Origin of the sequence: Lachnoclostridium sp. An196 (assembly GCF_002160135.1) — a bacterium.
Classification (GTDB): domain Bacteria; phylum Bacillota; class Clostridia; order Lachnospirales; family Lachnospiraceae; genus Hominiventricola; species Hominiventricola avistercoris.
Genome location: NZ_NFJZ01000001.1, coordinates 305,261 through 328,862, shown reverse-complemented (window position 1 = coordinate 328,862; position 23,602 = coordinate 305,261). Strand labels below are relative to the sequence as shown.

At 46.6% G+C, this 23,602-nt stretch carries 18 protein-coding genes and 1 tRNA gene; 2 read left to right on the top strand and 17 right to left on the bottom strand.

What is annotated here, in order from left to right; genetic code table 11:
• Positions 1-4: 4 nt before the first annotated feature.
• The 5 genes from B5F29_RS01445 to B5F29_RS01425 all read right to left on the bottom strand — a co-directional run bounded on the left by B5F29_RS01445 (position 5) and on the right by B5F29_RS01425 (position 5,421).
• Positions 5-77: transfer RNA gene (locus B5F29_RS01445), tRNA-Val, on the bottom strand.
• A gap of 69 nt (positions 78-146) precedes the next feature.
• A complete protein-coding gene (locus tag B5F29_RS01440; protein ID WP_087152894.1) occupies positions 147-1,685 on the bottom strand; it encodes an oligosaccharide flippase family protein in 1,539 nt (512 codons plus the stop codon).
• Between the two features lie 47 nt (positions 1,686-1,732).
• A complete protein-coding gene (locus B5F29_RS01435) occupies positions 1,733-2,242 on the bottom strand; it encodes an SEC-C metal-binding domain-containing protein (protein ID WP_087153059.1) in 510 nt (169 codons plus the stop codon).
• A 60-nt stretch (positions 2,243-2,302) separates the two neighbouring features.
• Positions 2,303-3,301, bottom strand: a complete 999-nt coding sequence (locus B5F29_RS01430) for a glycosyltransferase (RefSeq protein ID WP_087152893.1) — start codon at positions 3,299-3,301, stop codon at positions 2,303-2,305.
• Positions 3,298-5,421 carry a bi-domain-containing oxidoreductase gene (locus B5F29_RS01425; RefSeq protein WP_087152892.1) on the bottom strand — a complete coding sequence of 708 codons (2,124 nt, stop codon included), beginning with the start codon at positions 5,419-5,421 and terminating at the stop codon, positions 3,298-3,300. Before B5F29_RS01425 ends, B5F29_RS01430 begins: the two co-directional genes overlap by 4 nt.
• 93 nt (positions 5,422-5,514) lie before the next feature.
• On the opposite strand from B5F29_RS01425, the gene B5F29_RS01420 reads away from it, so the two are divergent.
• Entirely contained in the window at positions 5,515-6,750 is a 1,236-nt protein-coding gene (locus B5F29_RS01420) for a glycosyltransferase (protein WP_087152891.1), read from the top strand.
• Positions 6,751-6,760: 10 nt separating this feature from the next.
• Here the strand turns inward: B5F29_RS01420 and B5F29_RS01415 are convergent, their stop codons facing one another.
• From B5F29_RS01415 to B5F29_RS01385, 7 genes are all read right to left on the bottom strand, one after another.
• Positions 6,761-7,984: a nucleotide sugar dehydrogenase gene (locus B5F29_RS01415; RefSeq protein ID WP_087152890.1), complete on the bottom strand. Its 1,224-nt coding sequence runs from the start codon at positions 7,982-7,984 to the stop codon at positions 6,761-6,763.
• The gene (locus tag B5F29_RS01410) at positions 7,981-9,654 is read right to left on the bottom strand and encodes a heparinase II/III family protein (protein WP_162608334.1); all 1,674 of its coding nucleotides are present in this window, start codon (positions 9,652-9,654) and stop codon (positions 7,981-7,983) included. Before B5F29_RS01410 ends, B5F29_RS01415 begins: the two co-directional genes overlap by 4 nt.
• 8 nt (positions 9,655-9,662) lie before the next feature.
• Positions 9,663-10,376, bottom strand: a complete 714-nt coding sequence (locus tag B5F29_RS01405) for a polysaccharide pyruvyl transferase family protein (RefSeq protein ID WP_143449103.1) — start codon at positions 10,374-10,376, stop codon at positions 9,663-9,665.
• Between the two features lie 142 nt (positions 10,377-10,518).
• A complete protein-coding gene (locus B5F29_RS01400) occupies positions 10,519-11,790 on the bottom strand; it encodes a glycosyltransferase family 4 protein (RefSeq protein WP_206414156.1) in 1,272 nt (423 codons plus the stop codon).
• A complete protein-coding gene (locus B5F29_RS01395; protein ID WP_162608333.1) occupies positions 11,783-13,135 on the bottom strand; it encodes a sugar transferase in 1,353 nt (450 codons plus the stop codon). Before B5F29_RS01395 ends, B5F29_RS01400 begins: the two co-directional genes overlap by 8 nt.
• Before the next feature lie 31 nt (positions 13,136-13,166).
• On the bottom strand, positions 13,167-14,243 hold the full coding sequence (locus B5F29_RS01390; protein ID WP_162608332.1) for an acyltransferase family protein: 1,077 nt from the start codon (positions 14,241-14,243) through the stop codon (positions 13,167-13,169).
• A gap of 39 nt (positions 14,244-14,282) precedes the next feature.
• On the bottom strand, positions 14,283-15,965 hold the full coding sequence (locus B5F29_RS01385) for a hypothetical protein (protein WP_087152884.1): 1,683 nt from the start codon (positions 15,963-15,965) through the stop codon (positions 14,283-14,285).
• Between the two features lie 137 nt (positions 15,966-16,102).
• On the opposite strand from B5F29_RS01385, the gene B5F29_RS01380 reads away from it, so the two are divergent.
• Complete coding sequence (locus B5F29_RS01380) at positions 16,103-16,891, top strand: glycosyltransferase family 2 protein (protein ID WP_162608331.1); 789 nt, start codon at positions 16,103-16,105, stop codon at positions 16,889-16,891.
• Between the two features lie 17 nt (positions 16,892-16,908).
• On the opposite strand, the gene B5F29_RS01375 is transcribed toward B5F29_RS01380, so the two are convergent.
• From B5F29_RS01375 to B5F29_RS01355, 5 genes are read right to left on the bottom strand one after another with little or no spacing between them, the layout of a single operon-like run.
• Positions 16,909-18,954 (bottom strand): hypothetical protein, encoded by a 2,046-nt coding sequence (locus tag B5F29_RS01375; RefSeq protein ID WP_087152882.1) that lies wholly within the window; start codon positions 18,952-18,954, stop codon positions 16,909-16,911.
• A complete protein-coding gene (locus B5F29_RS01370; protein ID WP_087152881.1) occupies positions 18,955-20,523 on the bottom strand; it encodes an NAD(P)/FAD-dependent oxidoreductase in 1,569 nt (522 codons plus the stop codon).
• 2 nt (positions 20,524-20,525) lie between these two features.
• Positions 20,526-21,758: a hypothetical protein gene (locus B5F29_RS01365; RefSeq protein WP_087152880.1), complete on the bottom strand. Its 1,233-nt coding sequence runs from the start codon at positions 21,756-21,758 to the stop codon at positions 20,526-20,528.
• Entirely contained in the window at positions 21,746-22,543 is a 798-nt protein-coding gene (locus B5F29_RS01360) for a hypothetical protein (RefSeq protein WP_087152879.1), read from the bottom strand. Before B5F29_RS01360 ends, B5F29_RS01365 begins: the two co-directional genes overlap by 13 nt.
• A gap of 15 nt (positions 22,544-22,558) precedes the next feature.
• Positions 22,559-23,590, bottom strand: a complete 1,032-nt coding sequence (locus B5F29_RS01355) for a DUF6077 domain-containing protein (protein WP_087152878.1) — start codon at positions 23,588-23,590, stop codon at positions 22,559-22,561.
• Positions 23,591-23,602 lie beyond the last annotated feature (12 nt).

The following is a 23,602-nucleotide window of genomic DNA, read 5'->3' as shown; positions in this document are numbered from 1 at the left end:
TTAATGGGACCTACAGGGCTCGAACCTGTGACCCTCTGCTTGTAAGGCAGATGCTCTCCCAGCTGAGCTAAGATCCCATTTTCTGACCGGTTTTTCAACCGACTCCGTTATAATACCAAAACCGAAGCCGGTTGTCAACAAGTTTTTTAAGTTATTTTGCGAGTTATTTTCAAAATATGTCCTATTTTTCTGAGCGGCCCTCTGATCAGTTCCTTTTCTGTCTGATTCAATCCTAAAAACCACATGGCTATGCCAAAGACCAACATATATATTATGCCGTGAACGAGGAACAGAATAACGCTGTCCATCCTCAAACCATGCGTAACAATTATTTCGCATATTATAATGACCAGAAAAGCCGGAATGAAGCGCAGAATCTGCTCCCAATAATATATCATATTTAGTCCTACCCTCTTATGATAATAAATATTCATAAAAACGCAGTCTCCCAGAATCAGGACAATCGCAGTCCCAAGCGCGGCGCCTTCACCGCCCCACAGCTGAATCAGCGGAATACTGATAATCACATTGGCTATTGCCATCGCAAAATACATAACCGATCTGACTTTATGCATATTTTTTGCACGCATAATCTCCAGTACCACATTCTGGGCCAGCGGTATGGTAGCCGGGAATATCAGAAGCAGCGTAATTGCATAAGATTGTTCATAGGCGTCTCCAGCCCATAAATAGATAAATTCTCTTCCCAGAAATACAAAACCACAGCTAATTAATGTTAAAACCAGAAATTGTACTCTCCCTACTTTTGTCAATAGCTCTGTCAACAATCGGTTATCATTACTGTCTGCAACGATGCGGTTCACTTGCGGAATAAATACATTGGAAATAATTGTTGACATTTGCATGTACATGGTATTCAGCTGGCTTCCAATTCCATAGATTGCAACTGCAATAGTACCGCTAAACCGTCCCAAAAGCACCTTGTCTACATTCCAGTTTATCTGATCTGCCACCATATTTATGCAAATAAAGAAAGTGAAAATCCACATTTCTTTCAGCAAAGATAACTTAAACCCATGAAAACAAAGCCGAATTTTCAGTTTCTTTCTGCAAAACCAAATGCTGGATGCAATTTTGGAAACCGTAAGGACTGTAGTCACCAAAACCATTGCAATTGATCCATATCCCATCAACAAAAGTGGGAGGGTCAAAAACGGATTAAACAAATTCTGGAGGATTTTTAGTGTTCTCTGGAATATAAACTGCTCATGGGCCGTTATAAACGAATCAATTGCACCTCCAGGGAAAGTCAATGCCAGATTGAAAACCATTAATGCCAAAAGGATTCTGGCTTTGGGATACTCCTGTGCGGTTAAGCCGCCCCCGAACACCAGTTCTATATTTCCAATTAGTACACCCCCGCACAACAGACAAATAACAGCTATGATCAAAAATATAGTCAGATACATGCCATTAAATTCGGCTACCTTATCCTCGTCTCCCTGTTTTTTAATCTGGGAATAAAAGCGCATATATGAGCTTCCAAATCCCAAACTCAACACATTCAGATAAGATACTACGGAAGCAACCAGCTGATATAATCCATATTCGCTTTGCCCCAACAGCCTAAGCATAATCGGCGTATATAGGATTCCTGACAAAATATGGATTATCTGTGCCAAGTAAGATAATAACACACCTACTTTTTTCTGACTTACCTGCATATTACTTTTCTCCAATACAAAAAGGGGGCTTGTCCTCCCCCTTTATTTTATGCCTTTTTTTTACCGCAGCAATATTTATATTTTTTCCCGCTGCCGCACGGACAAGGATCGTTTCTTCCTACTTTCGGTCCTTTTACAATCGTACCTGATTTTTTCTGCTCCAGATAGAGCTCTTTTCTCTTTTCTTCATCAAAGATCTTCTCCCACTGGGGCAGGTTATATAACCAGTCTGCTTTTGCGTCTACCATGTTCTTGTAGAGCTTTTCTTTGTCAAATCTCAGGCTGACTACCGTATCCTCCTCCATCTCCTCGATCGGATTCGGCTCTGCCAGGCTGTCATTGATCCCATCCAGAAAACCAGTCATTTCCATAATGCTGAGACCGTACTTTTCTGCCAGTTCTTTCACGGTTCCTTTTACTTCCGTATCCGGCTCTTCCAGAAGTTTTTCATATACTCCTTTTTCCAGATTAAAATAATTCGCCCAGAATCTCTGAAGCGTTCCTTTGTCCTTTGTCTCATCATAGGCAATCTTCTGCCACTCTTTTAATAATGCCATTTTATCATCCATCCTCTTTCTTCTAATTCAGCATGTACAGTTAATATAGCTTATTTCTTCTTATTTTTCAACCTTTTTCAGCCATTTAGTCAACAGGCCGCTCAGGCGGCATGCGTCAAACACTGAAAAAAACTCCGCTCTCTCATAATCTCCCACACAGTCCCTGGCATACAGGCAATCCGCCGCCGCGATCCAGGCTCCCACCGAGCGCGCCTCCAGAAGCGGCAGACCGATGGTCTCGATATAAGACGGAAACACCAGCACCGACCTGGCATACAGGTCGAAAAGCTCCTGCCGGGGCATCGGACCGCGGAAGCGGATCGGAAGTCCCAGTTTCTCCGCTTCTCTTCGGATCCCCCGGATTCCGTCATTCTCATCCCCGGTTACTGTCCAGATCACCTCATAATTCTGGTATCCTTCTTTTTGCAGGAGCTTACACGCCTCCAGAAATGTCCTGTGGTTTTTGTAGGCTGACGCATTTGCCGGATAGAAAAATACGGGACAGTTCTCATCCAGGCGGTACGGCCCTGTCTTCAGCATCTCCACCGGCGGGAACTTCACTTCCACTTTGTCTGCCGGGATCCCGCACTGGCGTACGATCTCCTGCTTCATCCAGTTGGTCTGCACCAGGACCTTTTCCGCCCGGCGGATCGATCCTTTCATCATACGTCCCAGAATCTGCTGCGTCATCCAGGGACGCAGCGCCTCCCAGGGTTTAAACCGGTATTCGGAAAAGGGCAGCGCATTGTGCTCATACACGATCTGCGGCACTCCCGCATGGGGCAGTTCTATATTCTGCAGGGACAATACCTTGTCCGCATGGTACCGCTTCACCAGACGGTGTGCTACAAAATGGTCGAAATACATCCGGTGCAGAGGGCTTCTCTTTACCCAGGGGAAATTCAATACCCGGATGTGATCCGTTTCCGGAAGTTCATATACGCTCAGGACAAAGAGATACTCATTCTCCGCGTCCTGCAGGAATTCTTCATAAAAGCTTTGCAGAACAGTAGCCGCCCCGCCGCTGTCGGCTGCTACATCGTAAACCAGAATCCTCATTTTTCCTTCACCGTCTGCATGGCGCGGATCAACAGTTCCTGTCCCCGGAAAGCATCGGCGATCGTGTCGTTTTTCGCTTCTCCTTTCAGGACAGAACAGATATATTCATATTCTGCCCTGATTCCTTTATCCTGCTTTAATTTTTCCTTCACGGTCTTTGTATTGCCAAATTTACGCAGACGGATAAAATTATCCATCTCATAGACGGAACCGTTGGAAAATACCCGCAGCTGTTCTTTGGGGTACTTTTTGGATCCCATGGAAGAATAGATGATATTCCCCACAGCGCCGGAAGCGAAACGGAGGGTAATCAAGACATTATCATTCATCGGGTAAGCATTATTTTCCGCAGCAGTCACTCTCAGTTCCTGGAGTTCGCTTCCGTCCAGGTACTGGATCAGATCCACGAAATGGCACGCCTCTCCCAGGATCCGGCCTCCGCCTGCTTCTTCATCGTGCACCCAGTGGTCCTTGGGAATAAATCCTGCATTGGCTATGAAATCATAGACTGCGGGAACCTGGTCCGTCTTAAGCTCTCTCTTCAATTGTTTGATCAGCGGAGCATGCCGGCGGTTCAGTCCGCAGAACAATTCTCCCTCTGACTCATCGTAGGCTTTGCGGATTTCATCCAGTTCCTCCAGCGTCAGGCACAGCGGTTTCTCACAGTAGACGTTTTTATTGGCCTTCAGCGCCTCCACTACAAATCTTGCGTGGCTGTTATGCTGGGTGGAAACAGCGATCAGATCAATCTCCGGATCCTCCAGCAGTTTCTTGTAATCGTTCGTTGTATAGGCGAAAGGAGTCCCGTCGTTTGCCTGGGCTCCGCCTACGCCTCCGGTAGTAGCCAGTCCCCGGAATTCAAACTTACCGGTCTCTTTCATGATGGGCAGCATGGTGCTCCGCACAAAATTTCCCGCGCCGATCAGCCCCAGACGGATCTTATCTCTTCCTGCTGCCTTTTTGGCTGCCTGGTTTTCTACTGTCTCTCTCCATTTTTCCTGGTTATCGCTGTATTTCAGGAGAACGCCGATATACCGCTCATGATTCGGATTCTTTGTGATCATTTCATAGGCGTCCGCCGCTCTCTCAAAGGGAATCTCATGAGTGATCAGATCCGCGAAGTCTGCTCTCTTCTGAGCGATCAGACGCACAAACTCTTCAATGTTGCGGCCCTCTGTAAAGCGGACGTAACCGATGGGATAATCGATACCTTTCTGTTCATAAGTGCTGTCATAACGTCCGGCGCCGTAAGAACGGGCGATCCGGAAAGACAACTCACGCTCATAGTAAGGTCTGCGGTCAATATTCATCTGGGTCACGCCGATCATACAGATGATCCCCCGGTCTCTGGCGATCGCCGCCGCCAGATCCATGGGCTGATTGGTATTGGCCGCCGCAGTAATGATTACCTTATCCGCTCCTCTTCCATGGGTCAAGGCTTTTGTCTTATCCGCCGCGTTGTCGTCATTGGAATTGATGAAAGCTTTCAGACGTGTCCCCGGCATGGTCTTGTCCACCACATCATAGGCAATCACATCGCATCCGTAAGCGTCCAGGATCCTGCAGAGTATATGACCCACAAGTCCCAGGCCGATCACAGCCACCGTCTCTCCAGGTACTACTTCGGCCTGATGAATTCCCTCCAGAGCGATACCGCCCAGTGCGCAGAACGCCGCCTGCCGGTAATCCTCCAGTTCCTCCGGCACTTTTGTCAGCATCGTGCGGCTGACACGGTTGATCTCACAGTGATGAGCGGTACCTACCATCGCCACCAGATCCCCGGCCTGTACTTCTGTCACGCCTTTGCCGCAGGCGATGACCCTTCCTACTCCGGAATAACCCATGGGCATAGGCTCTGCCAGCTTATTGAACGCGCTCTCCATCGTAGTGACAATGCCGTCCGTAGAAAGCTTTTCCAGCACCTTCTTTACCTGGTCCGGACGCTCCAGCGCTTTCTGGATCAGGTTCTTGCCTCCAAAGGACGTAAGCCCTCTCTCCGTTCCCGCGCTGACCACGGTATACAGGCTTTCCACCAGCGCCATATTCTCTTTTACCGCCGGCATGGGCTGATCCAGCAGCTTCATGCTTCCGTCCTTTACGTTCAGAAATAACTGTTTCATATTCTTCTATCTCCTGACCTTCAAAATCTCAGAACATTTTGCTTTTTATCCTGCCTTACAGTATAATACCATACCAGAAGGAGTTTTAATATCATGAATATTTTATTTTTAAACACCACTTATATATGCGGAGGCGCCGAGTCCGTCGCCAGCCAGATCTTGCAGGGGATGTCTGCCCGGGGGCATCATGTATATGAGATCGTCAGCTACCACAAACGCCCGGAGCCTCTGCCCGACAATGTTTCAGCGATTTACGATACAAAAGCGCGCCTGGTGCTGAACCGTCTCATCACACATAACCACGGGAACGACAGCCTGAGCATTCCTTACAGCCTGCGCAAAATATCCGCTTTTATCAAGGATAAACACATCGACGTTATCCATCTTCACAATGCGCACGGCAATTTTCTCGGCATCCGCGACATCCGGAAGCTGAGCATGCTCTGCCCGGTTGTCTGGACCGTACATGATTTCTGGCCGCTGACCGGTCACTGCGCTTCTCCCACAGGCTGTCCCGACCTCTGGAAAGAAGGTTGTTCTTCCTGCCCTCACCTGGATAATTATCCTCCGCTCCGCCAGGATAAGGCCGCCGCGCTTCTGAAAGAAAAAGAGGAATGCTTTAACCGTTCCTCTATCCTGTACACGGTTCCGTCGCGCTGGATGGAACAGCAGTTCCGGCAGTCTGTGATCGGCCGGCAAAAATGTATCTGCATCCACAACAGTCTGGACACAGATCTGTGGAAACCCATAGATAAGAGCTCTCTGAGGGAAAAATACAGGCTGCCGGCAGATAAGCATATCCTTGCCTTTGTCGCCGCCGATCCGCAGAAAAAGTCAAAGGGAATGGATCTCCTTCTCGGCGCTTTGGAAAAGCTTCCCTCTCCGGAAGACTATCTGCTCCTGATCGCGGGACGCGAAGGCGGGCTGGAAAAGATCCGGCAATGCGGTTTCGCAGCGCGGCATTTTGGATATATCTCAGATCAGGAAAAAATGAATGAATTCTACGCTATGGCCGATCTGCTGGTCAATCCTTCCCTGTATGAGACTTTCGGCCTTGTCAATATCGAAGCCATGTCCTGCGGAACGCCGGTCATTGCGTTTTCCATCTGCGCCATGGAAGAGATCATCGCCGATACCGGATGGTGTGTCCGCAGCATTGACAGCCAAAGTCTGGCGAAGGCGATTGAAAAGGCCTTTTCTTCCGCGGATGTCCTGAGAGAAAAATCTCTGGCTTCCCGCCAACGCGCTGTTCTTCATTTTTCAGAAAAACAGATGCTGGACGCATTTGAAACCGCATATAAGAACGCCATGGCTGCCTGGCAGCCATGACGTCACCATCCTACAGCCGGTACACCCCGTCCAGGAAACAGATATGCCTGGTATCCAGCACCACTTTTCCTTTCAGCTTATCCATATTCTCTTTGATCTCATCATGTCCCACCAGGAGCACCACAAAATCCACGTCTGCCAGAAACGCGTCCAGATCGTGATACTGGTTGGGAACCATGTCCTTCGTCACAAAAGGATCATACACTTTGATCTGCCCGCCGCACAGGTGCCTCTCCATGCTTTCCAGCATCTGAAGCGTGGGACTTTCCCTCACATCGTCTACATTTTCCTTGTAAGTCAAACCATACAGTCCCACGCGTCCCACATCAGTCATGCCCTTTTCTTTCATGATATTGTGTATCCGCTCCAATACAAAATCCGGCATGGAATCGTTGATCTTTCTCGCCGCCAGTATGATATTGGCGAGTCCCGGATAATCTCCTACCAGAAACCAGGGATCCACGGAGATGCAGTGGCCGCCCACGCCGGGTCCAGGCGTCAGGATATTGACTCTGGGATGTTTGTTGGCGATCCGGATGATCTCGTACACATCCATATTGTCAGACCGGCAGATTTTCGCCAGCTCGTTGGCAAACGCAATATTAATATCGCGGAACGTGTTTTCCACCACTTTCGTCATCTCCGCGGTACGGATATCAGTCACCACAATTTCTCCTTCACAGAAAGAAGCATACAGGCTTTTGATCTTCTCTCCGATCTCCCTGCTGTCCGCGCCGATCGTCCGGGAATTGTGCTTTAATTCATACACCATATTTCCAGGTATGATCCGCTCCGGAGCGTGCGCCAGATGGATATCCCGTCCGATCACAAAACCTTTTGCCTCCACTACCGGACGCACATATTTGTCAATCGTACCGGGAGATACGGTAGACTCGATCACCACCGTGGCTCCTTTCGGGCACACTTCCATGACATTTTCCACTGCCGCCGCCACATAGCCTGCGTCTACTTTTTTGCTTGCCTTGTCATAAGGCGTCGGTACCGCCACAATATACACGTCCGTCTTCTGATATTCATGGGAGAAACGGATCCCTTTCCGGACCGCTTCCTGAAACAGTTCATCCAGTCCGTCTTCCTCAAATGTGGTTTTCCCGGCGACCAGCGTATCCACCAGATTTTTATTGTAATCCGTGCCGACCACTTCCACTCCGTGGGAAGCGAACATCAGCGCGGTGGGCAAGCCGATATATCCCAGACCTACTACGTTAATCATATGTTTTTCCTCGTTTCTGTAAAATTCAACTGTATCATGTGCTCTGACCCGTCCGCGGGCCAGGAAACCTCCAGCACTTCTGTCTGCTCGATCCTGCCGAACTCCGAAGCGTAAGAGCAGATCCGCCCCTGACGGTGTACCGTGATATGGTCCCCCGGCGCGACCTGTACCGTACAGACCAGGTCTCCGGCTTCACTTCGGATCTGCGCCTTCCTGTCCTGTTCTTCATAAAAGAAACCCGGAGCCAGATGAAAATAAGCCTGTGCGAATCCGTGGACCTGATCCCAGATCTCCACGCTCTGTCCGTTCCACTCTATGGAACGTCCCTGCGGTTTTCCCGTACAGGTAAGAAGCTTCCCCCGGATCCGGTCTCCCTCGGCCTGTCCGGACACCTGGCTTATCCTTCGTGCCACCCGGTGCTCTCCCCAGCACTCGGACTGTTCTTCTCCATCGATCACCACGGTATTGTGCGCTGCCGTACTGCGGAAATAAGGCCGAAGCTCTCCCTGGTACTGTCCAGTTCCGGAATTGACCAGGAGAGGCTTCCCGCACCAGGACAATTCAAAACTTAAGGCGTCGCAATGTCCGTGTCCCGGCATATAAGACGGCGCGATCTCTCCCGCATCCATAAGGATCTTGATATTCTTTCCATGCAGGCAGTAATATCCCGCGTCAGGAAATGCCTGTCCCGGCACCGGCGTGATCAAAAACTCTTCCCGCAGCGCCGCCAGCAGGCTTGTCATGCTCCGGGCCACGTTATCTCCCGCGTCATTGAACAGCGGCGTGCGCCCCAGTCCCTCTTCCAGGGAATACATGGCGTCCGCCATCTTCTGGATCGTGCCCAGCAGTTCCTGATACAGGAGACGGTCTGCCGGTTTTACCGCTTTTGCGGTACGCATCAGATCCTCCAGAATCAGTTTATGGTACATGAGACTCCGCTCATAGTGTACCCCGTCCGGCAGAATCTGCTCCGCGATTTCATCGCCCAACCGGATCTTATACGCATCATATACGCCCGGCTCCTTAAAATACAGCGCGCCCAGCATGACTGCCTTCAGATTCTCAAAGTAATGATTTCCCAGCAGATGCAGTTCCAGCCGTTTCTGGAGATGCAGGTACTGGGCATACATACTGTCATTCAGCTGCCGGAAAAATTCCTTATCCTCCCTCACCACTTCTCCAAATCCGTCCAGGCAGATCCACAGGTTCGTAAGTCTCAGAGAGATCGTATAAGGATGCCAGCCGTCTCCGGTGCCTTCCCGGTTATCCTCTATCCATCTGCGGCAGTAGTCCCTGAAACATTCATAGTATTTCCGGTCCGGTTCCTCTCTCCAGGCAGCCGCAAGCGGAATCAGGAATTCCAGATAATGCAGATTAAAATTCCACAGATGCGATTTCTCCGGCTCCCGCCATCCTGTTCCCCCGGGATGGCCGCTCTCATGGAGCAGAGTAACCTTTCCCTCCAGCAGTTCCTCCACCGAAAACCGCTTCCGGTAATCAGGATGCTGGTCCAGCCTCGGTATCCAGAGCGGCAGATCCCCGTACGCAGGAGCCTGCGCGGACGTCGCCGCCTTCTTTCTGCCGGTCAGCCGGTTGTGGACCAGGTATTTGATCTGGCTTTTTTTCAGATATTTTAATGTCTGATAATATCGGTCAAATTTATTTCTCATATTCTCTATCATTCCCATAAATCTACCGGGAACGCATCCAACAAATCATTTCTCATCTCAGCAAGATCCGGTAAGGGCGCTGGGGTCATTTTTAATGCCTCCTCTACAGATCTTGCACCAGGATATTGATACCTTCCTGTCGAATAATAATAATCATCATATTTTAAATAGTTAAAATCCGTGCGATTATCTGCCAGCATTATAGCAGGAACCCCATAAGACTCTGCTACGATAATACCATGGAGAGAAGAAGAAATAATGAGTTCCGAAGAAACAATTTGATCAATGACAGTTCGAAAATCATTACATAAAATCGGAATCTGATGATCGCTGTCTCCTTTTTGGAAATTGGCTTTATGCTTTATAACATTATATTTATTCTTCTTTGCTAAATCGGGAGAATAAATCAGAGGCATCAGCACTGCCGGATCTCCATAGACTTCCGGACATTCAAACCCTTCTTTAAGCAGTATATCTCTCGTCACTGGTCCTCTCACCGCTCTAATATCCAAATGAAATTTCTTGGAACGATATGTACCTTCCGGAGGATAATTTAAAAGGCCGCTTCCCCAGATCGTCGCATCCTGTCTTCCCCAAAAAAGAATGGATCCAATCGCATATAAATGTTTTGTTTTATCTAATTTTCTATGTTCTTCCAGGCCTAGCTGTTTTAACATATATCGATATACAGGAAGCGACAAATAATCTCCAAAGTTCTCCAATCCATCTTCTCTGTTACAACTATACCAATGAAGATTCACCTGATGGGGTACTGTGGTTCGACTCAAATCATTCAGTATAATCTTATCACGTTTCCAGTAAACAATCTTTCTGTTCCATAACTTTTTTATTTCTTGTAAAATGTTAAACCTCCTCCTTATCCACCAGATTTTCTATTACTTTATACAATCGTTCCGTCAACACAGAAAAATCGAAATCCTTTGCGCCCTCTCTGGCATTTTTCGCCATCTGTGCATACGTATCTTCCGGCATGTCATGAATCTTCAGGATCATATCCGCCAGAGCCCGCGGCGTACACTCTTCCAGAGAAAGCCCGCACTGGTATCTGTCAAGGATGCAGTACCCCATCTTCACCGTAGATATGATCGGTTTCCCGCTTGCCATATACTCAAACAATTTGTTGGAACTGTTTCCCCTGGACCAGTTGTAATGGGACTGTGAATAATTCAGAATATTCACGGAAGAACGGCTCAGGATGTAAGGAATATATTTCTTTTCCACATATCCCTTCAGCTTCACATTGTCCAGATGCTCGTCTTCCGCGCGTTTCTTAAGTCTCTCCAGCTGATTTCCGCTGCCGAAGATCAGAAAACGGATGTCTTTATGATCCTGCAGCAGTTTTGCCGTATCCAGCAGATTATCCACATTATTGACCGGACGCAGAGTCCCTGTATAGACCACCTTGAAGCTGTCATCCTCCAGGTCCGGATCCGGCAGGACGTCCTCCTGAATACTGCGGTAATAATCATCCAGTTTCACTCCATTATTCACATAATGACATTTCTCCAGGTCGATTTTCCCGCCATGGGCCGTATCCCATCCCATCTCTTTGATATGGTCCACATCCCCTTCTTTTGTAAACACGATGGCGTCCGCGTGTACATACATCCATTTTTCACCGGCGCTTAAAGCCCTTCCGATCAGACTGTCCATCTTCACTTTCCCGAATGAGAAGATCGCTTCCGGCCACAGGTCCCGCACCTCTACAATCACCGGCACATGGAACCGCCTTGCGACCAGGATCCCCGCGATGCTGGTCAGCGGATGAGCGCTGGATCCCATGATCAGATCCGGCTTTCCGTACTGCCTCGCGTATTTTTTTGAAATGCGCAGCAGCCCGAAAAAGAACGACAGCATGTTAAAAACCCGGGAAATTCCATTTCCCCGGTATTTGCTCGTTTTAACAAACACAAAGGGAACCCCCTCCTCTTCGGTGCGAAGATAGGGCTTTCCCATCGTATCTACCGACGTCCCGGTCTGATGCAGCTCATTCGCCGCAAAGACCGTCGTCTCTATATCCTTTTCTTTTAAATATTCCGCGAAATAATAATGCCTCAGAAGCGGCCCTGTCTTAGGGGTCGTGGCATAATGATTAAATATCCAAAATCTACGCATGATTCTGCCCTTCCTCTACGCCTTCCGTACTCTCTTTCGTAAACATGATCTTCAGCGTCAGGAAGATCAGCCGGATATCCTGCAGGATCGAATAACTCTCGATATACATCAGATCCATCTTCAGCTTGTCCAGCGGCGTTGTATTGTACTTGCCGTATATCTGCGCATAGCCGGTCAGTCCTGCCTTCACCTTCAGCCGGTAAGTAAATTCCGGCGTTTCCTTACAGAACTCGTCGATATAGGTCTGACGTTCCGGTCTCGGGCCCACGATACTCATATCCCCTTTCAGGATATTCAAGAGCTGGGGCAGCTCGTCCAGCCTCAATGCGCGGATCACTCTGCCCACCTTCGTGATCCGGTCATCATTCTTGGAAGAGAATCTTGCGCCCTGCTTCTCCGCGTCCACGATCATGCTGCGGAATTTATAGATCCAGAACTTTTTCCCGTTCAGGGTGACCCGTTCCTGCTTGTACAATACCGGTCCGTGATCCTCAAGCTTGATCGCCAGAGCTGTCACCAGCATAAACGGGGACGCCGCCACCAGCATAAGCGCCGAAAGCACAATATCCATCAGGCGTTTGATCAGTTTCTGCTCAATAGAAAGACCGTAATTGCGAAGCAGCAGAAACGGCGTGTCGAAGGAATGCAGGCGGTCTGCTCCCCGGAGCAGGATGTCCGAGATCTCCGGCGCCACGTAGATGCGGATGGATTTTTCGAAACAATATTTCACCAGATCGTTGCGCTTCTGTTCTTCAATTCCATAGAGCATCATCGCATCGCAATTCTTCACCTCGTCCTTCAGACGTTCCAGCGGCTCTTCCGCGGATATACATTTGGACACTTCATATAAGTCTTTTCTTCCCGCGATCTTCCGGAGCAGATTTTCCTTGTTTTTCAAATCACAGATCACCAGTAGCCTCTTGGGCGGAAACAGTCTGTGGAACATCCGGTCCGAGATCTGATTCAGGATCACGATCACCACAAAATCCACCGCGCTCGCCAGCAGCATAGGCCACACAATCGGAAACGGGAAAACGCCGAATGCTATGATAATCTGCACATACATGACCGCATTGGCAATCAAAGTGCCCAGCGTCTGAGACAGGATCAGCTGTCCTTTCCGGTAATAGGCATATTTGGTTCCTCCGTACAGATACACAAAAGCGATCAGATACAGCACATAAAATCCGATCATCATCCAGTGGCCCTTGTTTTCAAAAGGCGTAACCATCCTGATATTATATATCTCAAGCCAGATATATCCAAAAATAATCGCTTCAATTAAGATTTCCAGACTGATCACTCCGGTACGGATCAGGCGTTTATACTGGTTAAAGCTGTCCATGGGCATACTACCTCATTTATTATAATTCATATTATTTTATCATTTGTTTTAAAATCCTACAACATTTTTTATAAATTAACTTCTCAAATAAGCAATTCAACATAACCGCGAACCCAAAATCGAATAATGTTTTTATCAAAAAAGAAATTATATATGTTATCCACCATTGATTAAACACATTTTGCAATCCAATTGTTAAATCAATTGCAAAATAATTCATAAAAAATCCATGTACAACATACAAAGAATAACTATATCCAAAGATTTCTGCTGGTATTTTCTGATTACTAATATTGTTCAACCTGTTTACAACGCGAGAATTAAGTAATAAAGTTATAATAATACAAACAGCTACAGTATCCCGTATATATATTTTTAGTGATTCATCCCCCCTTGGAAGCCACCAAACAACCAAAAGCGAAAAAATGCGTATGCCATATGGTAAAAATAATTTATAATTTTGGACAAATTCATATATCCAATACCCTGTTAAAACAGATATAGCCCATACCAAGTCCCAGATATACAACTTATACCAGACACAATAGTTCAAAACTATAAAAACACCTAAGATAGACAATCTTGCTTTTACACTCGCTTTTTTTAGGAGATGATGCAAAACAAAAATCAAATAATTTCCAATTAAAAATGAAGATAAGCACCAAAAATATCCATAAAAATTTTTTGATCCTGGTAGAAACATTCCCTTTACGATATACGCAATATCATAATACACCATTCCATCCCTAATAAATAAAAACGCCAAAGTAAATAAGCATATGCCTACGACTGGAAGCATAATCCGTAAATACCTTGTAACAAAATAGTATACAACAGAAGTTTTATTTTTATGGTTTAACGAATAGGCTGTGACAAATCCGCTAATGACACAAAGGACAGCGACAGCATATTTTCCTGTATATCCATATAATAACCACGAACTTGGTGAAGGAGGCATAAAAAACAATTTTTCGATATTTTGTCCCAAGGGATGAACCTCAGCAAATATCTCATATTCATAATGCGTCCAAAGGACATATAGAACTGCGAAAAAACGTACAGCATTTAACCAATTGGTTTTTAATTCTTCTTGATTTTTTTTCAACATATTTGTCTCCATCGCACCACAAAAAATAAATTTGTATTGTCAACTTTCCGATAATTCATAAATATTAAATCCAGGAATTCCATCTATCTCTTGACAATTTACATTTGTATACAAAGTAATCAGATATTCCAGGCCTTTATCAAAATTGCAGATCAGATATACATTATCCTGTCCGTACAACGCATCTTTTACGGACGTGATGCCTTCCTGTTCCAGCTTCTTCTTCCAAATAGGGCTAAAGCTCATCCAGTCTCCCAGAGACATATAGTTCATCACATACGGCTGATCCCGCCACAGGCGGACATTATAGGTCGTAAACGCCAGCGATGTGACATCGTTGAAATAGAAGTTGTCGGGATGTTCCATACAGTATTCTTTCAGCGACTCAATATTCTGGTTCCACCGGCTCAGCTCCTGATTTTTCCCGCGAAACTTTGCGGTCTGCGCTCCTGCCAGATAGCAGAGAACAAACATACATGCCACAACTCCGGCCTTTCTGGCCGCGCCGGGCAGAGAAATCCTGGGGAAAATTTCCCTCCACAAAAGAAACGCTGTGACCAGCAGCATCAGGTTCATACTGTAGATCACCCGGTCCGGGATCCTCCCTTTATAAAGTAAATAGATCCACATGATCCCCTGGATTCCCCCTGTGCAAAGCGTCTTTGTCAGCAGGCCCCACTCTTTTTTCCACAATGCCAGGATCACCAATCCGGCATACATGGCCAGCCCCAAAAGATGCTGCATATAAAACCGATTGTCCCGGACTCCTTTGAGATAATCTTTCACGCTCTGTGCCAGTCTCTGTACAACTGTCTGTTCAGAAGGGTATGTTTTCTGATACGCTTCAATATAATTGCGAAAGAACTCGGGCGTAATCTGGTCATCCGCGGTATAATTGTAGTTAATCAGGGTTCTCGCCCGGCTTTTTGTCTCTATTCCGACGCTGCTGTAAAACTCCTCCGCCCCTTCATATTCGGGAAATGTATAATCCGGAAAATCATAGATCGCCGTACGGCTGTTATCATACGATTTATACGCGCGCCACTCGGCGCTCCCGTATCCGGCAAAATTCCCCAGCATGGCAAGCGCAAGCACTGCAAGCGCAGCCGCCGGCATCAAAAACTGTATCCTGTCTCTCTGCCCCTGTACAGCCACCCGAAAAAGCCAGAGCACCGCGCATACCGGCACTGTCATACAAAAAATATCAAAACGTACCTGACTGGTCAGAAAAAGCAGGAAAAAAAGAAGCGCCGCGTCTTTCCACTCTAATTTTTCCGCCGTCGCATACAGAAAAACAACCGTCACACCCAACACCGCGGCTGTTGTAGTGAAAGAAAGCTGGACAGTTGCCTGTACGCCGAACGCCGCAAATGACGACAGTGCCAGCACCGCGCACAATACTTTCTCCCATTTCCTCTCCCGTTCTCTCACCAGCCGGAACAGGATCAGGATCATACACATCGCCTGCATCACGATGTAGCAAAACGCATACCAGTCCACATTGGGAAGCACCGTATACAGTCCCGCCAAAAAAAGAGAATACCAGTATCCCATAAAAATTGTGTGCGGATCCGGCCTCCCCAGATACTGCCCTGACACAATCTCCATCATGGACCGGTCATCAATGATACCATAGACAAACGGGATCAAGTTCCATAAAACAAGTATATAAACTCCCACGCACACAAGAGCAAAACAAAAATCCTTTTTAAATGCCTTCATATCCATACCTTTCTGTCTGTTCAGCTTTATTTTACCCTACCCGGCGTCATTTGTCTATTATTCTGTCCTCGGCAGGACTTGCTCTTTGGACCTTTATCGCCTATAATAAACCATCATATACGAAAGGAGACTCTTTTATGTCTGCCCCCGTCTTATCCGTGATTACTGTCTGCTACAATTCGTCCGATGTTCTTCCGGCCACTATAGACAGCCTGCTCATACAGACCTGGACGCAGTTTGAATACCTGGTCATAGACGGAGCGTCCAAGGACGAAACCGGCCCGCTTCTGGATCATACACGCTCTCTCTTTCTGGAAAAGGAAATCACTTTTCGTTCCATATCAGAGCCTGACAAGGGCATCTATGACGCCATGAACAAAGGAGTACGTATGGCCCGGGGAAAGTGGCTCCTTTTCCTGAATGCCGGCGATCTTCTGGCCTCCCCTGACACACTGGAAAAGATCTTTTCTGTACCCCCTCGGGGACAGATTATCTACGGAGATACCATATGTATTTATCAGGGGCGCAGGAGACTCTATCCCGCCCTTCCCCTGGAAAATCTGAAATGGGAAATGGCTTTCTGTCACCAGTCTGTCTTTGTAGAACGCCGGCTGCTGGCAGATCACCCCTATGATATCTCCTACCGGGTCTGCGCCGATCATCACTTTTTTCTGTCCATGTATTTAAGAGGAGTCTCTTTTGATTACCGCCCCTGTCCGGTCAGCATCTACGAAATTTCCGGATACTCAGACCAGAATAAACTGCTCTCCCATCGGGAAAAGCACCGTATGCAAAAAGAACTGGGCGTTTTCCGCCCTTCCCCCCGGTGGCTGCTGAGAGAATTAAAATTCTATGTAAAGGAAGGCGTTAAGCGGCTTTTGGGTCAAAAGCTGACGGACAAAGTAAGAAAAACCCGCCTGCACTAAACAGGTGGGCTTTCATATTATTTCCAAAAGCAAAATGCACGTTCAACACTGAAATAAAATTCCGGATGTCTGGTAAAAATCCAATTCCGTTCTCCCACAATCCCCATCAGGAAACCGACCAGAACAGTAAAAACTGTCAACGCAAACAACAGCGTAATCATGTTTTTCCGTATTGCCCCATCTTGTTCATTCATATAATTAGCAAAAAGCAACAAAACTCCGAATACCAAAATCGGTACAGGCTCCGCAGTATAACGGATATGCACTCCTGCTGATATAAATATAAACACGGAGAGAAGCAGGCCCGTCCCTATCCCGGTTCCCATGATAGCGGTAGATAACATTCCTGTCTTCCGTTTCCACGCTTTCCAGAATACCGGGCAAAACATAATATACAAAAGCGGAGTACTGCTAAACATTGTAACCGCACTGTTATTCCAAAGATATCCGGCATAGTCATTAACCATGCTGCCGCTGGAGACAAACGGAAACACTGCAGAAAACGACAGAGGCTGAAACATTCCGAACCAAAGACACCATGGAAGTGTAGACAATTTATAGGAATCTCTCGCCATATCTGTTACTGTCAGCTGATAGTTCTGGCCAAAATCAAATATGTTTCCAAAACGCGCGTAATTATACCACATCAAAATCCCGGCCACACAAATATACGGAATTAATAAAACGGCGAAAATTTTTATATTTTCTTTCACGGTATCGTTTTTTAATCTGTAAACCAGATACGGAACTAACAAAAAAGAATAAAATACCATTGTCGGCCGACATCCCACTGCCAGCGCAAGAAATAATGCTCCAAAAAAGATCTGTATACAATTTTTCTGTTCTTTCCAGAAAGCAGAAGCAAGAAAGTATAAACCAATCGCAGAAAACGCCAGTCCTACAGCATACACCATCTCATAGAACCGGGCTCTTGAGACAAAACAAAGCGCAACACTCGCCGCGTCCAGCATCCATATCCCAAGAATATAGGTTCCAAAAGAAGTTTCCGGCAATATCTTACGGATAAATTTTATCAGCAAAGCATTTAAAAAAATCAGATATATACAAAAAAATACGAACGTAACAAATCCGGTAGACAAATACATCCCCGTACACAGAGTGAAGGGAACAAACAGCAAAAATGCGGGAACAATTCCGAAATAAACATAATAGTTACCGTCATAATAAGCCGCATCCAAAATATAGTCCTCATCTCTGACCAGCCCTTTTGCATCCCGCTCTGTCGCATCATATGGATTATCCATAGAAAGCAGTTTTTCGGACGGCTGCAGTTTCAGTTTCACCTGGCCATCCAGCAGTGCATCTGTCAGATGCTGGCTATACAGATCTCCTTCTTCCGACGCAACCCGAACCTCATCTACGGAATTCATATAAATACTTCCCAAAACACCCAGAAACAGAACCGTACAAACACATAGAATACAGACCTGTCCTCTGTATCTTAATGCCCCATACCAATATGGATGAGACCTCATCAAATAGATCCCCAGAACGATTGTAAGCAGTATCAAAAAACGGACCGCTGAAAAGTGGAATTCAACCGGCTTATTAAAGGAACATTCATCCACTGCCATCTGATAAAGATCATCTTCAATGTTAAAAACAATCTTTATCTCATCCGATTTGCCCGAAAAATGACAGGTTCTCCATTTTGTCCTTTCTACACCTGGTACGTATTCCCCGGAAAAACTGCGTGACAGATATTGGTTTGCTTCATCTGTATAATATACAGTATAGCTTAAATAACTCTCATTGGGCAAATACAGATCCAGGTAAATCGTGCCCACATTCGTGTCAATATTTTTTATTGTAACAGATGCTTCCTCCCCATAATCTGCCACATAAGTCAAAATATTTCCTGTAACTTCGAAGCCCGTAGTCTCCATCTGATCGACAGTATATGACTTTCTTTCATATGTCTCCTGATTTAATACCCGAAACGAATTTGCATTACAGATAAATACCTCTATCAGCAGACAAACCGATGCTAATATAAATATCCTTTTATCTATTCCCCTTATCCGCTCTACAAACCGTTTCATCTAAGCCTCCGCTTTTTCTTCATGGTATTCCTTTTCTGTATTTACATTCCAGATATTATCTCTGTTTTTTTCACCTGACAGAATATTTTTCACCGTCTCAAACGCCGTCACCATAGAATGATCCATGTTGTTATAGCGATGCTGTCCGTTGCGTCCCACACAATACAGATTTTCAAACCCGTTTAAATATTCAATCAGCTGATCGATCTGTCCATAGGTATCAAAATAAGCCGGATATGCTTTTTTTACCCGTTCTCTGTGCGAATCCAACACATCCTCTTTCCTGCTGATGACTCCCATACGGATCAGTTCCTCCACCGCCAGGCGGACGCACTTATCTTTCGACAGATTCCAGAAATCATCTCCCTCTTTGCAGAAATACTCCAGTCCGATCCACACTTTGGAGTCCACATCTTTCACCAGATACGGCGACCAGTTGTTAAAAATCTGGATCCGCCCCAGTTTGACGCCTGTATCCTGTACATAGATCCAGCAGTCCGGGACAATATTGTTCAACGTCCGGATTTTCGTCAGATTTTTTAGGTTCAGATGATCTAACAGAAGTCCTACTGTTACGAAATCACGGTACGGAAGCCCTTCGGCAATCGCCTGAATATCCTCCGGAACCGTATCACCCATTCCTTTCACCAGATCCTTCAGGGGCATAGACGAAATGAAGATATCACCTTCCACGGTATGTGTCTCTCCATTTTCTCCGATCGTCTCCAATGCAGTCACTTTCCCGCTCTCGGTCCGGATTCCGGTAACTTTACAATGTTTTTTTATATGACCTCCCATCTTTTCAATCTCTGCCGCTGCTGTCTCCCAGAGCTGCCCGGGACCATATTTGGGATAGATAAATTCTTCAATCAGAGAGGTTTCTACCTTCCGTCCCTTTTTACCGGGCAGAATCTTCCCAACCATATCTTTGACCATAGCAGAGATAGACAGACCTTTTACTCTCTGCGCCCCCCAGTCTGCCGAGATCTCTCTGGGATGGCGTCCCCACAGTTTTTCCGTATAGCCTTCAAAGAACATCCCGTAAAGCACCCGGCCAAATCGGTTTACATAGAAGTTTTCCAGGGAATCTTCCGGCAGTTTGTGTATGCAGGATCCCAGATAACTGAATCCAGCCTTCATCGTCTGAGTAAATCCCATATTGATAAAAGTCTGCGGCTTCATGGACACCGGATAATCAAAAAATTTCTTTTTGTAATAAATCCGGGACACTCTCTGACGCACCAGCATGACCCGGTCCTCTTTCTCCGGATCCGGACCGCCTTTCACCAATGGTTTCTCTCTTCCCAGCTTTTTGTCATCGTATGATGGTGCTCCCTGTATGGGCATCAACTCCTTCCACCATTTCATGACTTCCGGATCCTTGGAAAAGAATCGGTGCCCTCCAATATCCATGCGATTATTTTTATAATTTATTGTTCGTGATATCCCGCCGATCTCCCCGCTCTCTTCCAGGATTGTCACATCATACTCCTGCGGCGCTCTCTTTTTCAGCTCAAATCCTGCAGTCAAGCCAGCCGGTCCGGCCCCGATGATTACTACCTTCTTCATTTTCAATGCTCTCCTTCCGCCTTCTCCTCAGGTTTTCTTTCACGCAAAATAGCTGCCAAGAATACCAGTCCGGCAAATAACGCCACAAGCTGCGCACGGTAAGTATACCAATAATGGATCTGAGAATGGTTGGACATCACCAGGTACCAGATATACGGATACAACACAACAAAAAGGATAGGCAAATATGCACCGACAGTTTTCCAGTCTTTCAATTTTCTCCAGAAAATCAGAACAACTGCCACAAGAAGAAGTAATATGATAATTTTACTGCTGGAAATGACGCCTCCATCCTGTACATTTAACCATGCCTTTATGTTCCGTTCAATCGTTCCGATTCGATCCAGAGGTTCTTCCTCACTCCCCTCCAACCGGTACTGCACCACGCTCATGGTCCTCCAAAAATACCGGACACCCAGGATCGCGGCAGAAAGCAGCCACTTACTGATCCAGGTCAGCGCATACCCGAAGAACCAGGTCAGCGAAGCTTTAAACATGAACCAGAAATTACTTCTGAAGTCCGCCTGTTCATCTCTCACCCGGAGCCACAGCAGCAGAACCAGCGGAATCCCCAGCGTAAGAATCGGGTAGGTCAAAAAATCAAAGAAGTTTTCCACCATACCTACAACAAAGAAATATAACATCCACTTCACGGCCGGCAGCGGTTTGTTTTTATCATATCTGCGCAGAAGAACGATCAACGATACAAACAGCACTAAAAACGTTGTCAGAAACTGGAAGCACACGGGCAGAAATACGACATAGCCGCTGGCTACCGTCAGCACATAAAACATCGCGTACAATGGCTTTGTCTTCTTTGCCATTAGCCAGGCGCTCCAGAAAAACAGCAGATGGAAAGTGAGCATACCCAGATACCGCAGCTCCTGCACCTGAAACACCACTGTCAAGGGCCGAAGGAGCACCTGATATCCATGCCAGTAGCGAGGATACTGATTAATACTCATGGCAGCCTGAATCGGATTGTAATAATCCCGGTTCTGGATCAAACTTTCATACATCAGTTTATCTGTATGAACATCGATGATTGCACTGTGACGGTAGAAAAAGTACATGGGATATTCCCCTTCTCCTTCCATCACTTCCAAGGATTTTTCTACATTCCCTTGTATCCAGGATGTGGGGATACAGTACACCAGTGTCATAGAGAGAAAAAAAACTGCAATCAGAATAAAAAATACTTTGACAAACGGTTTCAATTCTTTTATTCTTCCCATTTTCTTGTATCCTGCCCTTCTTCATAATTTTCATCTACAAAAATACGGAACTCGCTGGTCGTCCCATACTCCCGGTATCCGTAATCCGCCCAATCCCCTTTATAAGTCCGGCTGAGAGAAAAAACCAGAAACGTACATCCCTGCTGTCTGGCAAGCGGTCCCGCCACGTCCACGTCAATTTCGTCCTTCTGTACCGCTTTATACAGATTGGCTGTCGGCCCATGCACCTCTTCCATTCCGTTAAAGCTCAGCGCGTTCCGTGCATATTCCAGAGTAATCGTCGGATCATACAGCCTTACATACGGCGTCAGCCGGTTGGACATGGCTGCATGAATGTTTCCCGGAAGCAGATCACATACATCCACCACATACTGCGGGATCTTATATACATTGGTGGAGGCTTCAAACCATTCCGTGGAAAGCACCTGCTTTCCCCCCAGCGCCAACACCGCCAGCAATCCCAGGAAAGCCGCCTGACGCCGGATACCCGTCAGGCTTTTCAACAGCAGGCATCCGGCGTAGGGAATCGTCACCGCCAGAAGAATCAGCCAAAGAACTCTCCAGTAAACTTCGTCTCCCAACAATCTGATAAACAAAAGCCCCGACAGCGGGCACCAGTACAGGAACAAAAAAGCCAACGGCAGTATCCCAAAAAGAATTTTTCTGAGCCAGTCTTTTTCCCTGATCAGGATCCATATTATGGCAGCCAGCAAGATCGGGAATATCCATGCTCCCTCAAATGTGGCCAGAAAATCTGTTTTTGCAGTTTCAAAAAATTCCAGCATAAGGATCCCTTTCTCTTAATGTATCAGATAAATATAATAGATACCCAGAATCAGACATGGCGCGCACGCCGCCAGTCCACAGACAATATCCATAACCCTTCTTTTTCGCAGAGTTGTCAGCAAGACAGAGGTTCCGATAAAAACCGGGATCAGCATGATTCCCATGGAAGACAGGAGACATCCTCCAAGTCCGGTAATCCCCATCAGGATCCAGTCACCCGGACTTCCTTTCTCTATCGCCCTGAAAACCATATAAAACAACATTGGAAGCAGGACAGCAGCAAGCACTCCTTTTCCCACCCACGGAGTAATGCTTAGAAAAGTAAGTCCGGAGGTATGCTGCCCGCTCATGAACAAATGAAGAAAGACTGCCATAGCCAGAAACATTCCCTGTATCTGACTGTCCTTTGGGAACAATCGCTTTCCTATTAAGGCATAAATCATATATGCCAGCGGAATGATCAGCCATGGCAAAATCGTATGCGCCATAACCGTCGGAATCACGCCGATCAGTTTCGACAACCAGGCATAGAAAATCGGCCACAGGGACAACACATATCTTTTGTCAAAGTCTGCAAACGATCCTGTCTCCGGATAAACCCAGTAAATCTGGTTAGAATATACCGCTTCATTGGCCAGATTTACATAATACGTATCGTCCCACTCCAGATACATATGATGATGGATAAAATACAACTGATAACAGATCAGCGCCAGCGCTGCAAGATGCCCCAGCGTCAGATACTGTCTTCCGTCTCTCACCGCCGCTTTTCCATCTTCCAGAATATCTCTCCGGCAAAAAAGTCCCAGCACAGACAATCCGAATACAATCAGGCTGTACAGCCAGACAAATGACTGAAAAGAGGCATGCATCATCGTCATCGGCACCAGAATCAGTTCCATCAGCGCCCACCACAGCATGGTTCCGGAAACGATCGAAAACAGAAATCCCTCGTTCTTCAGTTTCAACAGACGCCGCAGTGCATATCCGCTTAAAAACGTTCCTCCAAAGAACAGCACTGCCGTTAATAAAATTTCCAGACGCATAAATTTCTCCCG